8 protein-coding genes and 2 riboswitches are annotated in these 13,088 nt (G+C 75.6%); of the genes, 5 read left to right on the top strand and 3 right to left on the bottom strand.

Annotation, left to right across the window (positions count from 1 at the left end; all coding sequences use genetic code 11):
- Window positions 1-134: 134 nt before the first annotated feature.
- Window positions 135-1,541, bottom strand: a complete 1,407-nt coding sequence (gene lpdA / locus ABZ457_RS25340) for a dihydrolipoyl dehydrogenase (RefSeq protein WP_359161386.1) — start codon at window positions 1,539-1,541, stop codon at window positions 135-137.
- A gap of 179 nt (window positions 1,542-1,720) precedes the next feature.
- Complete coding sequence (locus ABZ457_RS25335) at window positions 1,721-3,145, bottom strand: hypothetical protein (RefSeq protein ID WP_359161383.1); 1,425 nt, start codon at window positions 3,143-3,145, stop codon at window positions 1,721-1,723.
- A 111-nt stretch (window positions 3,146-3,256) separates the two neighbouring features.
- Window positions 3,257-3,330, bottom strand: a riboswitch (cobalamin riboswitch).
- A 189-nt stretch (window positions 3,331-3,519) separates the two neighbouring features.
- Window positions 3,520-3,601, top strand: a riboswitch (cobalamin riboswitch).
- A gap of 187 nt (window positions 3,602-3,788) precedes the next feature.
- Between ABZ457_RS25335 and ABZ457_RS25330 the strand changes: the two genes are divergently transcribed.
- From ABZ457_RS25330 to ABZ457_RS25310, 5 genes are all read left to right on the top strand, one after another.
- A complete protein-coding gene (locus ABZ457_RS25330) occupies window positions 3,789-6,557 on the top strand; it encodes a prenyltransferase/squalene oxidase repeat-containing protein (RefSeq protein ID WP_359161403.1) in 2,769 nt (922 codons plus the stop codon).
- Window positions 6,558-7,438: 881 nt separating this feature from the next.
- On the top strand, window positions 7,439-8,341 hold the full coding sequence (locus tag ABZ457_RS25325) for a hypothetical protein (RefSeq protein WP_359161380.1): 903 nt from the start codon (window positions 7,439-7,441) through the stop codon (window positions 8,339-8,341).
- Between the two features lie 116 nt (window positions 8,342-8,457).
- On the top strand, window positions 8,458-9,570 hold the full coding sequence (locus tag ABZ457_RS25320) for a CbiQ family ECF transporter T component (RefSeq protein ID WP_359161400.1): 1,113 nt from the start codon (window positions 8,458-8,460) through the stop codon (window positions 9,568-9,570).
- Window positions 9,567-11,243 (top strand): ATP-binding cassette domain-containing protein, encoded by a 1,677-nt coding sequence (locus tag ABZ457_RS25315; RefSeq protein ID WP_359161378.1) that lies wholly within the window; start codon window positions 9,567-9,569, stop codon window positions 11,241-11,243. The genes ABZ457_RS25320 and ABZ457_RS25315 overlap by 4 nt, the downstream gene beginning before the upstream one ends.
- Before the next feature lie 287 nt (window positions 11,244-11,530).
- Window positions 11,531-12,289: an ECF transporter S component gene (locus ABZ457_RS25310; RefSeq protein WP_359161375.1), complete on the top strand. Its 759-nt coding sequence runs from the start codon at window positions 11,531-11,533 to the stop codon at window positions 12,287-12,289.
- Between the two features lie 27 nt (window positions 12,290-12,316).
- Here ABZ457_RS25310 and ABZ457_RS25305 read toward each other — a convergent pair whose 3' ends face one another.
- Complete coding sequence (locus ABZ457_RS25305) at window positions 12,317-12,796, bottom strand: hypothetical protein (RefSeq protein ID WP_359161372.1); 480 nt, start codon at window positions 12,794-12,796, stop codon at window positions 12,317-12,319.
- Window positions 12,797-13,088: the final 292 nt, after the last annotated feature.

The raw sequence follows: 13,088 nt of genomic DNA, 5'->3' as shown, positions 1-13,088 counted from the left end.
GCCGACAATCTATAACAGCTACCAGATGTTTGTGATGGTGTCGTCAGGCTGCGCCAGCGATCCCGGGCCCCCCCCCGGGGGGGGGGCGGCGCCCCCACCGCCCGCCGGGGGGCGGGGTCGGGGCCGGGGTCGGGCTACATGTTGATCATGTGTCCGGCCAGTCCGTGGACGGCCTCCTTCACCGCCTCGCCCAGGGTCGGGTGGGCGTGCACATTCCGGCCGACCTCGTGGACGGTGAGGTCCCACTGCTGGGCCAGGGTCAGTTCGGGCAGCAGCTCGGTCACCTCGGGCCCGATCAGGTGCGCGCCGAGGATCTCCCCGTACCGCCTGTCGCTGATGATCTTGACGAAGCCGGTGGGGTGGCCGAGGCCGTGCGCCTTGCCGTTGGCGGTGAACGGGAACTTCACCACCTGCACGTCGAAGCCCTGCTCCTTCGCCTGCGCCTCGGTCCAGCCGAAGGAGGCGATCTGCGGCTGGCAGTAGGTGGCGCGCGGGATCATGGTGAAGTCCAGCTCCATGGTCTCCGCGTCCGCGATGGTCTCCACCGCGACCATGGCCATCGCCTCGGCGGCGTGCGCGAGCATCAGCTTGGCGGTGACGTCGCCGATCGCGAAGATGTGCGGGACGCTGGTCCGCCCGCGACCGTCCACGTCGATCGCGCCCCGGTCGGTGAGCTTCACACCGGTGTTCTCCAGGCCGTAGCCCTCGGTGCGCGGGGCGAAGCCGATCGCCTGGAGGACCTTGTCGGCCTCCAGCACCTCCTGCTTGCCGTCGCGCTCGACGGTGACGCGGACCTTGGCCGAGGGGTCGCCGTCGTCGATGGAGACCACCCGGGTGGAGGTGAGAACCTGGATGCCCAGCTTCCGGTACTGCCGGGCCAGTTCGGCCGACACGTCCGCGTCCTCCAGCGGCACCAGCCGGTCCAGGAACTCGACGATCGTCACCTTCACGCCGTAGCTGCTCAGCACGTACGCGAACTCGACGCCGATGGCCCCCGCACCCGCGATGACGATGTCCTCGGGCAGTTCCTCGCTGAGGATCTGCTCCTCGTAGGTGACCACGCGGTCGCTCAGGGAGGTGCCGGGCAGCAGCCGGGTGGTGGCGCCGGCCGCGATCACGCAGTGGTCGAAGGTCACCGTCTGCGAACCGCCGTCGGAGAGGGCCACCTCCAGGGTGTTCGGACCGGTGAAGGTGCCGCGGCCGTCGTACTCGGTGATGCCGTTCTTCTTCATCAGGTAGTGGACGCCCTTGACCCGGCCGTCCGCGACCTGCCGGCTGCGCCGGTACGCCTGGCCGTAGTCGAAGCTGACGCTGCCGTCGACCGTGATCCCGAAGGTCTTCGCCTCGCGGGTGAAGATGTTCGCCAGCTCGGCGTTGCGCAGCAGCGCCTTGGACGGGATGCAGCCGACGTTGAGACAGACACCGCCCCAGTACTTCTCCTCCACCACCGCGGCGCTCAGGCCGAGTTGGGTGGCCCGCACCGCCGCCGTGTACCCACCCGGCCCGGCGCCCAGAACAACGACATCGAAGTGTGAGGTCATGCTTTCGATCCTGCCACGGATGGGGCGCGGGGGCCGGGGCACGGGCGGGCGCGGCGGCACCCGCGCACGCCCCCGGCCCACCCCGGGTCCGGCACCCGGCCCGCCTCCCCACCCCGGTCCGCCGGGCCCGGGCACCCGGTCACGGCTACCGGCGACCGGCGACCGCCGGCGCTACCGCGTCACGCGCCCCAGCGCAGCGCGATCGTGTCCCCGACGCCGATCACCTTGCCGCGCGTCGCCGACGCGAAGGAGGAACCGTCGACGCTCACCTTCCAGGTGTTCGCCCCGCTGTTCGCCTTGCCGTTGACCGCCGTGATGGTGCCCGTGCCCGAGGACGGGGCCACGCTCGTCACACAGCCGGCCGGGGTCGCCGAGGAGCCCGCCGCGCCGAGGACCGCGCCGAGGGTGGTGGTCGTGCCCGTCGGGGTGAGAGCGACGGAGCAGACCTTCAGCCCGCCCGCGCCGTCGTCCACGGTGAGCGCCAGCTTGGTCGCCGTCCCCGCCGTGAACGTGCTCTGCCCGACCCACTGCGGCGCGCCGGAGGTGACCGGCACCGGCGGGGTCGCGGTGAAGCCGCCGCCCGCGACGGCCCGCAGCGCGTCGATGGAGGAGTACGCCGAAGGGGAGGTGTCGCCCGGCAGGTACCGGAAGCCGCCGCCCGGGTTGAACTGCTGGGCGATCAGGAAGTCGATCGGGGTCTTGCCCATGGCGGTGAGGAAGTCGCCGGTCTGCGGGTTGATGCCGCAGGCGTTCAGACCGGAGACGGCCCACCCGTTGGAGCTGGTGTTGACGCCGAACATGGCGTTGAACGCACCGGAGTTGCTGACCAGCTTGCCCTTGAGGAAGTTCTTCGCCTGGACGATGTCCGGGTCGGTGTTCGGCACCCCGGACACGCACAGCGCCGCCATCGACGCGCCGGTCATGTCGATGTCGCTCGCCTTGTTCAGCTCGGTCGGGTTGCCCTCGGCCTTGCTGTAGTTCCAGCCGCCGTCGTTGTGCTGGTTGGCCCGGACGCGGCTGACCATCCGGTCCAGGAGGGCCTGCGGCACCCGCCGGACCCCGGTCCGGGTCTTCGCGCCCGCGAGGGAGAGTGCCGCGAACACGGTCCCGTTGTAGTTGGCGGACGGGCCGAAGTACCCGGCCTCCGCCGTCTGCCAGTAGCCGTAGATGTCGGCGATCAGGTTGCGGGACGCGGAGACGCGGGCCGGGTCGATGCCCGCCGCGTAGGCGTTGAGGGTGCCGCGCTCGTAGTCGGTGACGACCGGGGAGCCGGACGGCCAGCCGGGCGTGGCGAGGAGGTTGCGGTAGACGGTGCGCGCGTTCTTCGTCAGGTCGCCGCCGGGGGCGACGTCGGCGGCGGCGGTGCCCGAGGCGGCGAAGGCGCTGAACGCCCACTCGTTGGACAGTCCGCTCCCGGCGTAGGAGCCGTCGGCCGCCTGAAGGGTCTTCAGATAGGCGACACCGTTCGTCTTGGACGTGGCGATCTGGGCGGGCGTCGAGGTGGCCGAGGCCGGCAGCACGGTGAGGGCGAAGGCCCCCACGGCGGCGGGCACGGCGAGCGCGGTGCGTCTGAGGGTCCGGACACGGGTGCGGGTGCGGTTCATGGCCTGCTCCTGGGATGGGGACGCCGGACACGTCCGCCCGTCCCCGGGGACGGAGGCAGTGGCCGCCGTCCGAGCGCGAGGTAACGGCTTCCTGGAACTGCGTCGCCACACGGGCATTCGGGCTCGGGGCGGTCCCGCCGCCCCACACCGCTGCGCGTCAGCCCCGGATTCGCACCAGGTTCCCCCACATGGCAGGCGAGGACGCTACCCGAGTCCGCCGACCCGCGCCACAGGCTCCAGGAAGCGGGTTCCGGAAGCGGCTCCCGGAAGCGGGTTCCGGAACCGGGTTCCGATCGCCAGGAGGGTGAGACGGAGGCCGTCTTGACGGTGCGTCGGGACCCGTGCTGCAATCCGGCTGACAATCACACAGCTCCAGGGGAAGCCGGTCGAAGTCCGGCGCTGACCCGCAACCGTAGGCCCGGACAGGCGTGCTCGCCCGGGCGAGCCGGAATGCCTGGGGCGACGTTCTTCAGCGAGAAGCGCCGTCGCGGACTACGGCGTGGTCGACCAGCTCCCCGGTGGCCCGAGCACCACTGCCGTGGGGGGCGATCACCACGTGCCCGGTCTCCGGCGGAGACGAGGGGTCGTGGTGGGGACCGAAGCGCGAAGAGACCGGCGCGGGGCCGGGGCCGGGCTGTCCGCCCTGCTCGCCGCTCTGCTGATCGCCGTCGGCGCGGGCCTGGGCGCGTACGGCGCGCCGCCCGCCGCGGCGGACCCGATCGACGACTGCACCCCGACGACCGGCGCGATCGTCGCCGTCGACTTCGGGCCCTGGGGCGGCGGGGTCGTCCGCGGCTGCGACACCACCCCGACCACCGGCTACGAACTGCTCCACGAGGGCGGCTTCAGCACGGCGGGCACCGAGCACGACGGCCCGGCGTTCATCTGCCGCATCGGGCACGGCTCCTTCGCCTCCGGGACGCAGCACCCGACCCCGGCGACCGAGGCGTGCAGGCTGACCCCGCCCGCCGGCGCCTACTGGTCCTACTGGGTCGCCTCCCCCGGCCAGAAGGACTGGAGCTACAGCCAGTTCGGCGCCATGGACCGCAAGCCCAAGCCCGGTGACGTGGACGCCTGGGTCTACGGCGGCACGGACGTCGGCGGGTCCACGGGCAAGCCCGACTTCAGCCCCGACGACGTGCGCGCGCCCGGCGGCACCGGCCCGGGCCCCGGGCCGAGCCCGGACCCGACCGTCCCGGCCGGCGAGGTCGACCTCGCGGGCGCGGCGAGTTGGGTGAAGGCCCGCCTCACCGACGGCGAACGCGTCGTCCCCGAGGGCTCGGACACCGCCGACCACTTCTCCACCACGGAGGCCGCGTACGCGCTCGCCGCCGCCGCGCCCGCCGACCCGGCCACGGCGAGGACCGCCGCGTTCCTCGCCGGACAGGCCGACGCCTACGCGTACCCCGCGGGCCCCGGCGAGGCGCCCGACACCAACGCGGCCGCCCGCCTGGCCCTGGCCGCCTCGGTCACCGGCGGCGACCCACGCGACGCGGACGGCCGGGACCTCCTCGGCGACCTGGTGAAGCACCTGTGCACGGCGGGCCCCGGCGACGGCTCCCCCACCCCGGGCTGCACGGCCAGGGGCGACTTCCACAACACCACGCACGCCGATGTGCAGTCCCTCGCCGTCCTCGCCCTGCTGCGCGGCGAACTCGCCCCGCCGGCCGCCGCGCTGGCCCGGCTGACCGACTCGCAGTGCGAGAACGGCGGGGTGTCCAATGTGCTGCTCCGCCCCGGCGAGAACTGCGACCCCGACCCCGCCACCACCGGCCTCGCCGCCCTCGCCCTCGACGGCGCGGGCGGCCACGACGCCGCCGTGGACCGGGCCCGCGCCTATCTGAGGGCCGCCCAGCGGCAGGACGGCGCCTTCCCCGGCTGGACCGGCTCCCCCACCGGCAGCGTCATCGCGACCGGCTACGCCGCCCAGGCCCTGCGCGCCCTCGGCGAGACGTCCCGCGCCGACGCGGCCGTGTCCTGGCTGTCCCGGCAGCAACTCCCGGACGGTGGCTTCGGGTTCGAGGAGGGCGCCGAGGAGGGCGCGTTCTACCCGACCGCCGCGGCCGTCCTCGCGGGCGCCGGCACCAGCCTGCTGACGCTCACCACGAAGCAGCCGGAGCCCACCGACCCGCCGACGACGCCCGGCCCCACGCCCAAGCCGACGCCGACGCCGACGCCCACCAAGCCTGCGGGGAAGACCCCGGACCTGGCGAAGGGGGTCGCCTACCTGACCGCGCCGGGCCATCTGCGGCAGGGCCGCTGGTACGGCACCGGCACCGGCCCGGGCGCCCAGCGGGCCGACTTCGGCCTCACCATCGACGGCGCGTACGCGCTCGCCGCGACCGGACTCGCGGACAACACCCTGCGCGGTGTCGTCGACTTCCTCGACGACGGCGGCAAGGACGGCGAGGGCCGCACCGTGCACGACTGGACGGGCGTGGGCACCGGGCACGCCACCGCCGGGTCCATCGGCAAAACGGCGGTGCTCGCGCAGGCGGTCGGCCGGGACCCGCGGGACTTCGGCGGCCGGGACCTGATCGCCGCCCTCGGCGAGGCCGTCTGCGCGAAGCCCAGCGAGGCGCCGGACCGGAGCTGCGCCGCGAAGGGCGCGTACACCTACGCGCCCTCGGTGTTCGCGCAGTCCCTGGCGGTCATCGCGCAGCTGCGTGCCGGGGAGACCGAGGCGGCGGCCGAGCCCGTCGCATACCTCTCCTCCCTTCAGCACGGCAGCGGCGCCTGGCCCAGCCTGATCCCGGCGACGGGCGACTCCGACGTGGACTCCACGGCGATCGCCGCGATGGCCCTGGACCTGGTCGGGGGCGAGCGGGCGGCGGCCGCCGGGGCGTCCGTCGACAAGGCGCTCGCCTGGATCGCGTCCCAGCAGCTCCCGGACGGCGGCTTCCCCGGCGCGGCGGGCAACTCCGTCAACTCGGCGGCCCTCGCGGTGCAGGGCCTCTCCCTGGACGAGGAGAGATACGCGGACCGGATCGCGAAGGCGCGCGCCTTCCTGGCCGCGCAGCAGAACGCGGACGGCGGCTTCAACGTCGCAGCGGCGGGCCAGCGCGGCTCCGACCTGCGGGCCTCCACCCAGGCGATCGGCGGCTCGACGGGCGTCTCCTTCGGCACCCTGACCCGGAGCCTCGACGGCACGACCCCGCCGCCCACCCCGGCCCCGACCGCCTCCGCGCCGGTGATCGTCACCCCGGGCGACGGGGACGGCGACGGGTCGGGTGGCACCACGGGCGGGACGGGCGGCCTCGCGGACGGTGGCGGGAGCGGGGGCGGCCTCGCCTCGACGGGCGTCCAGGCGACCGCCCTCGCGGCGGTCGCGGCGGCGCTGGTCCTGGGCGGTCGGCTCCTGACGACGGCGGCGCGCAGGCGCCGCGCGGCGCAGTCGGGAGGCCCGGCATGACCGATGAACCGACGTTTCGCCGACTGCCGTCGTCCGGGGCCGCGGGGGCGACCCGGGCCGCCGGGTGGCGGCGCGGAGGCCGGATCACCGCAGCCCTGAACAGGCTCCGGCGCGGAGACCGGGTCGTGGCCGAGGCCATGGACCGGCGCTCCGCCGCAGACGTGAGCACCCCGACGCACCGGCCGGGCGCGAGCGGGGGTACGGGACCGCGCTCCGCGCGGGACACGGACGCTCCGGCGTCCCGGCACGGCGCGAGCGGGTCCATGCCGGAGGCCACCGCCCGGCGGTCCGCCGGAGAGGCGGGCTCGCCCGCTCGCCGACTCGGCGCGAGCGGGACCACGGAGTCATACTCCGCCCGGGACACGGACACCCCGGCACCCAGGTCCGGCGCGAGCGGGTCCATGCCGGAGGCCACCGCCCGGCGGTCCGCCGGAGAGGCGGGCTCGCCCGCTCGCCGGCTCGGCGCGGGCGGGGCCACGGAGTCATGCTCCGCCCGGGACACGGACACCCCGGCGTCCCGGCACGGCGCGAGCGGGTCCATGCCGGAGGCCACCGCCCGGCGATCCGCCGGAGAGACGGGCTCGCCCGCTCGCCGACTCGGCGCGAGCGGGACCACGGAGTCATACTCCGCCCGGGACACGGACACCCCGGCGTCCCGGCCCGGCGGGCGCGCCGCGCGGGCCGAGGGCGCGGCGGCGGACCGCCCGACCGCTCCCGCGCGCGGGGCCCGGGCCGCCGGGGGGCGGCCCGGTCGCCGCACCACCGCGGTCCCCGGCGGAAAGCCCGGTCGCCGCACGGGCGGGCGGGTCGGCGGGCGCGCGGGCGGGCGGGTCGGCGGGCGGGTCGGCGGGCGCGGTGCCCGGCTGGGGGCCGCCCTCGCCATGACCGCGGCCGCGCTCGGCGCGGGCGCCGCCCCCGCCGGGGCGAAGCCGCAGCCGATCGGGCAGTGCACCACCTCCTCCGGGGTGGTGCTCGCCGTGGACTTCAGCCACTGGGGCGGGCCGGTCTACCGGTCCTGCGGGACCACGCCGACCACCGGCTACGAGCTGCTCAACCAGGGCGGCTGGCGGACCACCGGCACCGGCCACGACGGCCCCGCGTTCATCTGCCGCATCGGCTACAGCGGCCACCAGGGCGGCCGGCAGTACCCGACCCCGCGCGAGGAGGACTGCGTCCTCACCCCGCCCGCCTCCGCCTACTGGTCCTACTGGCACGCCGACCCGGGCGAGAACGACTGGCAGTACAGCCAGCTCGGGGCCATGCTCTACAAGCCCAAGCCCGGCAGCGTCGATCTGTGGATCTTCGGCGGGACGGACATCGAGGGCACCAGCGGCCGTCCCACCGTCACCCCCGACCAGCTCCGGGCGCACAACTCCCGGCCCATCGGCGGCAGTCGGCCCACCTCGCCCGAGGAGACCCGTACCGCCGCTCCTCCGCCGCCCGGTACGGACACGGGCCCGGCGCCCGAACGCCCGCCGGCCGCCGCCCCCGAGGCGCCCGCGCCGAAGCCCGAGCCGGAGCCGTCGGAGGAGGAGCCCTCGCCGTCGGCCTCCGCGTCGCCGTCGCCGTCCCCGTCCGCCACCCCGAGCCCCGGCCCCTCGGCCGGCGACCGGGCCGACACCGCCGCGGGCGGCGGGCCCGCGAAGGTCGTCGACGCCGCCCCGAAGGCGGACGCGGCCCACGACACCGGGTCCGTCGTGCCCGTGGTCGCCACCGCCGGGCTGATCGCCGTCCTCGGCGGTGCCGCGTACTGGGCGGCCCGGCGCAGGCGCCGCGCGGAGTGAGCGGCCGGACCCCGGTGCCGCCCCGCCCGACCGCGGCCGACGGCACGGCCACCGACCCGTCCGGCCCGGCCCGCCACCGACCCCCGTGCCCGGGCGGGGGCGGGGGCGGGCGGCGGCTGCCCCGCACCCTGCACCCCGTCGCCTGGTGGATCTGGGCCCTCGCCCTCGCCACCGCCGTCAGCCGCACCAACAACCCGCTGCTGCTCTTCCTCGTCCTCGCCGTCCTCGGCCATGTCATCACCATGCGGCGCACCGAGGCCCCCTGGGCCCGCGGGTTCAAGTACTACCTGTACCTCGCGCTGACGGTGGTCGCGATCCGCGTCGTCTTCCGGGCCGTGTTCGCGACCGGCATCACCCCGCGCGACCACTTCCTCTTCTCCCTGCCGCGCATCCCGACGCCCGACTGGTACGCGGGCATCCAGATCGGCGGCCCCGTCTCACTGGAGGCCCTGCTCTCCGCGGCCACCGACGGGCTGCGGCTCGCCTGCATGCTCTGCTGCATCGGCGCGGCCAACACCCTCGCCAACCCCAAGCGGGCCCTGCGCGTGCTGCCCGGCGCGCTGTACGAACTCGGGGTCGCCGTCACCGTGTCCATCAGCGTCGCGCCCCAACTCGTGCAGAGCGTCCAGCGGATCGCCCGCGCCCGCCGTCTGCGGGCGGGCCGCGCCCAGGGCATGCGCGCGCTGCGCGGCATCGTCATCCCGGTGCTGGAGGACGCCCTGGAACGCTCGCTGCGGCTCGCCGCCGCGATGGACTCGCGCGGCTACGGCCGGGCCGGCACCGCGACCCGCCGCTCCCGCCGTCTGACCGGCGTGTTCATGCTGCTGGGCATGTGCGGCCTGTGCGCGGGTGCGTACGGGCTGCTGGACGCGACCGCGCCGACACTCCTCGGACTCCCCGCCCTGGCCGCCGGCTCGCTGCTGTGCGTGGCGGGCCTGCGGCTGGGCGGGCGGCGCGTCACCCGGACCACGTACCGGCCGGACCCGTGGCGCTTCCCGGAGTGGGCCGTGGCGGGGGTCGGGGTGCTGTCGGCCGTGCTGCTGTTCGCCAACACCGGGTACGACCCGGCGGCACTCAACCCGTCCTTCTATCCGCTCAGTTGGCCGACGCTGCCCATGGTGCCGGCGGCGGCGATCCTGCTGGCGGGGACGGCCGGGTTCCTCGCCCCGCCACCGACCGCCCCGGCCCCGGCCGCCCCGACCGCCTCGCCCTCGAAGGAATCCGCATGATCGTCTTCGACCAGGTCGGCGTGGAGTACGACGGCGCGGCCGGACCGGCCCTGCACGGCGTGGACCTCACCGTCGAGGAGGGCGAACTCTGCCTCGTCGTCGGGCACACGGGTGCCGGCAAGTCGACCCTGCTCGGCACGGTCAACGGCCTGGTCCCGCACTTCACCGGCGGCACCCTGCACGGCCGGGTCACCGTCGACGGCCGGGACACCGCCACCCACCCGCCGCGCGAACTCGCCGATGTCGTGGGCGTGGTGGGCCAGGACCCGCTGGACGGCTTCGTCACCGACACGGTGGAGGAGGAACTCGCCTACGCGATGGAGCAGTTGGCGGTGCCGCCGGCCGTGATGCGCAAGCGGGTGGAGGAGACCCTCGATCTGCTGGGCCTCGCCGACCTGCGCCACCGGGCCCTGTACGAACTCTCCGGCGGACAGCAGCAGCGCGTCGCCATCGGCTCCGTTCTCACCCCCCACCCGCGCGTCCTGGTCCTCGACGAGCCGACCTCCGCACTCGACCCGACCGCCGCCGAGGAAGTGCTCGCCGCCGTCACCCGGCTGGTGCACGACCTGGGCGTCACCGTCCTGCTGGCCGAACACCGCCTGGAGCGGGTGGTCCAGTACGCGGACCGGGTACTGCACCTCCCCGGGGACGGGCGCGTGGTCGACGGCCCCCCGCAGGAGGTGTTCCGGACCTCCACCGTCGCGCCGCCGGTCGTGGAACTCGGCCGGGCCGCCGGCTGGTCCCCGCTGCCGCTGTCCATCCGGGACGCCCGGCGCGCGGCGGCGCCCCTGCGGTCCCGGCTGGCCGGTCTCGTCCCGCCGCCCGCCCGCCCCGCGCCCGCGCCCGACCGGCCGGTGCTGCTGCGCGCCCGGGGCGTGTCGGTGACGTACCGGGGCGTGCCCGCCGTACGCGAGGCCGCTCTCGAACTGCGCGGCGGGGAGGTCACGGCCCTGATGGGCCGCAACGGCTCCGGCAAGTCCTCGCTGCTGTGGGCCCTCCAGGGCTCGGGACCGCGCGCGGCCGGCTCGGTGCGCGTCGGGCCGGACGCGCGGACCGGCGGGCGGGACCCGAAGGAACTGGGCGCGGCGGAGGCCCGGCGGCTGGTGGGCCTGGTGCCCCAGACGCCCACCGACCTCCTCTATCTGGAGAGCGTGGACGCGGAACTCGCCCAGGCGGACGAGGAGTCCGGCACGACGGCGAAGACGGCGGGGGACGGCGGCCCGGTCCCCTCGGCCCGGGAGCTGCTGGACCGGCTGGCGCCGGGGATCGACGGGGCGACCCATCCGCGCGACCTGTCGGAGGGGCAGAAGCTGGCCCTGGTCCTCGCCGTCCAACTGGCCGCCGCCCCCGAGGTCCTGCTGCTGGACGAGCCGACCCGGGGACTCGACTACCGGGCCAAGGCGCAGCTGGTGCGCACCGTCGACGCGCTCGCGGCCGAGGGCCGCGCGGTGGTGGTCTCCACGCACGACGTGGAGTTCGTGGCGCGCGCGGCGGACCGGGTGGTGGTCATGGCGGAGGGCGAGATCGTCGCGGACGGGCCGACGGACGAGGTCATCGTCGCCTCGCCCGTCTTCGCGCCGCAGGTGGCGAAGATCCTGGCACCGCTGCCGTGCCTGACGGTCGACCAGGCCCGATCCCTGCTCACGACAGCGGCCGCGGGGGCGACGTCGTGAGGAGCCCGGACGGGGCGGGCGCGGGGCCCGGCCGGGATGCCACCGGTACCGGGGCCGGCCGGAACTCCACCGAAACCGGGACCGGCCGGGACGGGCCGGGCAGGCCGCACGCCAAGTCCGGTCCGGGCGAGCCCGGTTCCGGGGCCGCTGCCGCTGAGGGCGGTCCAGTCGGGACCGGCCCGGTCGAGGCCGCCACGCCCACGTACGCGCCCCTGTGCCCACCCACCCGCCGCGAGGCGGCATCCGCCGCCATCAGGCTCCGCCCCCGCGCCGCGCTCGTCATCGCCATGGCCGCCTTCCTCGGCCTCGTCGCCTTCTTCTGGCCGTTCGTCGTCGCCCCCGGCACCTTCGGCTCGAACTACGCCCCGCCCCTCATCTTCGGCGTCCTCCTCGTCCTCGTCCTCTGCGTGGTGCTCTCCGAGATCGCCGAGGGCGGCATCGACTCCAAGGCGCTCGCCATGCTCGGCGTGCTCTCCGCCGTGAACGCCGCACTGCGCCCACTCGGCGCGGGCACCGCCGGGATCGAGACCGTGTTCTTCGTCCTCGTCCTGGCCGGCCGCGTCTACGGCGCGGGCTTCGGCTTCGTCCTCGGCTGCACGTCCCTGTTCGCCTCGGCCCTCATCACCGGCGGGGTCGGCCCCTGGATGCCGTACCAGATGTTCGGCTGCGCCTTCGTCGGCATGCTCGCCGGGTTCCTGCCGAAGGCGACCGGGCGGCGGGAGGTGGTGATGCTGGCGGTGTACGGCTCGCTCTCCGGCTACCTCTTCGGGTTCCTGCTCAATCTGTCCTTCTGGCCGTTCTCGCTGGACCCGGGCAGCTCGATCGCCTATCTGCCGGGGCTGCCGTTCACCGAGCAGTGGCAGCGCTACCTCGCCTTCGACATCGCCACCTCCCTGGGCTGGGACACCGGCCGCGCCGTGACCAACCTCGTGTGCATCCTGCTCGCGGGCCCCGCCGTCCTCACCGTCCTCCGCCGCGCCGCCCGCCGCGCCCGCTTCAACGCACCGGTCCGCTTCCGGCCGGGCGGGCCGAGCGACACCCCTTAGGTCGTGTCCGAGCAGCGCTGCTGCCCGTCACCCCGATGCCCCCCGCAGCGGGGACAGTTCGGCCAGCGCCTCCTGCGCCGCCGCCACGAACGCCAGCTTCGCCTGCCGGAGTTCGTCCGGGGTCGCGCGGCGGCGCAGCCGGTCCACGAGGTCCTGGGCCGCGGCGGCCGGGCCATCCGGTCCCTCCAGCAGCACTCCGCCCAGCGCACGTTCCAGCAGGGCGTCGTCACCGGCCTGGCCGCGCCCCGTCCGCTCGGTCAGGATGCGCGTCTCGGCCGCCCCGAGGAACTGCGTGTACGTCTGGCGCCGGGCCTCCAGTATCCGTCCGGTCGCCTCGCCGCGCAGTGTGACCCGGACCGATTCCAGCAGCGCCTCCGCCTGCCGCTCCCCCGCCCGCCGGGCGGCCTCCGCCTGCCGCTCCCCCGCGCTCCGGGTGAACCAGCCGGTGACGGCACTGGCGACGACGGCGGCACCCGCGGCGACCGCCGCGACCATCAACTCGTTCATACGGGCCATCCTCCCGGGCCACCGCGCCCACCCGCACAGAGCCGCCGAGAATGCGCCGGGGATCACGGCCCGGGACCTTCCACAGCCGCGCGGTACGATCGGCCCATGCCGTCCGACGCCTCGGAGGAAACCGCCCCGACCTGCGAAAACCTCCCCACATCCGCACCACATCCCGCTAGGATGAGCACACTTGGGGCGACGGGCGACGGGCGACGGGCGACGGGCGACGGGCGACGGGCGACGGGCGACGGGCGACGGGCGACGGGCGACGGGCGACGGGCGACGGGCGGCG

The sequence above is a fragment of the Streptomyces sp. NPDC005805 genome, from assembly GCF_040630445.1.
Lineage (GTDB): Bacteria > Actinomycetota > Actinomycetes > Streptomycetales > Streptomycetaceae > Streptomyces.
The sequence above is the reverse complement of the archived record's forward strand: the minus strand, read 5'-3'. Positions and strand labels throughout refer to the sequence as shown.

What these genes read in the sequence shown, in the direction of transcription:
- ABZ457_RS25310 (WP_359161375.1), top strand. Translation starts at nt 11,531, where the DNA reads ATGGCCGCCTTCCTCGGCCTCGTCGCCTTCTTCTGGCCGTTCGTCGTC.
- ABZ457_RS25335 (WP_359161383.1), bottom strand. Translation starts at nt 3,145, where the DNA reads ATGAACCGCACCCGCACCCGTGTCCGGACCCTCAGACGCACCGCGCTC.
- ABZ457_RS25325 (WP_359161380.1), top strand. Translation starts at nt 7,439, where the DNA reads ATGACCGCGGCCGCGCTCGGCGCGGGCGCCGCCCCCGCCGGGGCGAAG.
- ABZ457_RS25315 (WP_359161378.1), top strand. Translation starts at nt 9,567, where the DNA reads ATGATCGTCTTCGACCAGGTCGGCGTGGAGTACGACGGCGCGGCCGGA.
- lpdA (WP_359161386.1), bottom strand. Translation starts at nt 1,541, where the DNA reads ATGACCTCACACTTCGATGTCGTTGTTCTGGGCGCCGGGCCGGGTGGG.
- ABZ457_RS25305 (WP_359161372.1), bottom strand. Translation starts at nt 12,796, where the DNA reads ATGAACGAGTTGATGGTCGCGGCGGTCGCCGCGGGTGCCGCCGTCGTC.